The sequence below is a fragment of the Sulfurimonas sp. genome, assembly GCF_014859695.1.
In the GTDB taxonomy this organism is placed as follows: domain Bacteria; phylum Campylobacterota; class Campylobacteria; order Campylobacterales; family Sulfurimonadaceae; genus Sulfurimonas.
This window is the reverse complement of sequence record NZ_JACUTS010000168.1, coordinates 1-1753: the sequence shown is the minus strand read 5'-3', so window position 1 is coordinate 1753 and position 1753 is coordinate 1. Positions and strand designations below refer to the sequence as shown.

The window sequence follows — 1753 nt, the reverse complement described above, 5'->3', positions numbered from 1 at the left end:
GAGAAAAAATTGGTACCATCTGATGGTTACATGTATGGAACAACTTGGGAGAATAAAGATAAATCTACCCCTCTAAAATTGGTAGAAAAATCAGTGAGAGGAACGATAAGCAACCGTTTAAAAGATGCAATAAAAAACGATCCTTTAAAACTTAACACCGAAGTAGAAAAAGCAAATTTGCAAAGAGTAGATAGCTGCGCATTGGGAGAGGAGCAAGATACACTCAAACTTCACTTTACACTTAAAATATTAGGTGGTATCAAAGAACCCTCAGCTTGTAATAATGCAACTTTTTTAGAGAGTTATAAACAAGCAGCGACTACATATATTGAGCAAGAAAAGTTTAGTGAACTTGGTCGTAGATACGCACTTAATTTAGCTAACGCACGATTTTTATGGCGCAATAGAGTCGGAGCAGAGCAGATTGAGGTACATGTTAAAGACTTAAAGAGCAAAGATGTGTGGGTATTTAATGCAAAAGAGTTCAACATTCGTTCCATGAAAAGCACGAACAAAGATGTTCTCTCATTGGGAGAACGCATAGCAGAGACATTGAGTAGTGAAGATGATTTCTTAATGTTAGACATTACATGTTATGCACAAGTGGGTAAAGCACAAGAGGTTTATCCGAGTGAAGAGTTGGTGCTAGATAAGAACCCGGATAAGGCTCAAGGTAAAAAAAGTAAGGTACTTTATGCAGTAGATGCCGTGGCCTCAATGCACTCTCAAAAGCTAGGCAATGCACTTAGAAGCATTGACACTTGGTACAGTGAGTATGCTACAGAAAATAGACCTATAGCCATAGAACCTTATGGTGCTGTAACCAATCTAGGTCGTGCCTTTAGAACACCTAAAGAAAAGGAGGACTTTTTTACTTTGTTTGATAAATTTGCTACAGGCACAAAACTTGATAGTAAAGATGAAGAGCATTATGTCATGGCTGTTCTAGTGCGTGGCGGTGTCTTTGGTGAGAGTTCAAAGGAGTGAGAATGAACTATTATATAGATATAAAACTACAGGGTGATACCGAAATATCACTCGGGTTTATTTGGCAAAAGATTTATGCACAAATGCACTTAGCATTAGTTGAGCATAAAGATAGTGAAGGCATGTGTAGTATTGGTTTTGCATTTCCTCATTACATGGAACTGTTTCCCCTAGGAGATATGCTTCGCGTGTTTGCCCCTACAAAAGAGGAGTTGGAGATTTTAAACATAGAAGAACAATTAAAAAAGTTTTCTGATTATGTAATAATAAGCGACATAAAACAAGTTCCAACCAACATAAAAGGTTATGTAACTTTTAGCAGAAAACAGTTTAAATCAAATCCTGAACGACTTGCCAGAAGATATGCTAAACGACACAACAAAACGCTAGAAGAAGCACTATCCATCTATGATGATGTAAGTGCGAAAGAAACGAAATTGCCATTTGTCATGATGAAAAGTAACTCATCAAATCAACAAATGAAGTTATTTATAGAAAAAAATATTAGTGACGAACAAGAAAAGGGTTTGTTTAGTGCTTATGGTTTAAGTAAAACTTCAACTGTTCCATATTTTTAAGACGAAATACTCTCTTCATGTAAAAAACCCTAATTTTTTTCTACACTCAAAGAAGCCCAAAAATACGGGCTTCAATAAAACCATAAAAAATAATGGTATTTTAAGTGAAAATACCTCAAATACTCGCTATAGTGCTGTCTTTTAGATATTGGTTTTGCTGTGAACTGCCGGATAGGTAGCTTAGAAAA

The 1753-nt window shown here is 35.9% G+C and carries 2 protein-coding genes; both read left to right on the top strand.

The window, feature by feature from the left end; translation table 11 throughout:
- Positions 1-987, top strand: a 987-nt coding sequence (gene csy3 / locus IBX42_RS12380) for a type I-F CRISPR-associated protein Csy3 (RefSeq protein WP_294933237.1), incomplete at its 5' end; no start/stop codon positions are given.
- A 2-nt stretch (positions 988-989) separates the two neighbouring features.
- Complete coding sequence (gene cas6f / locus IBX42_RS12375; protein WP_294933236.1) at positions 990-1565, top strand: type I-F CRISPR-associated endoribonuclease Cas6/Csy4; 576 nt, start codon at positions 990-992, stop codon at positions 1563-1565.
- Positions 1566-1753: the final 188 nt, after the last annotated feature.

Bases quoted from the DNA above. Each gene is read 5' to 3' on its own strand.
- cas6f (WP_294933236.1), top strand. From the start codon at position 990: ATGAACTATTATATAGATATAAAACTACAGGGTGATACCGAAATATCA.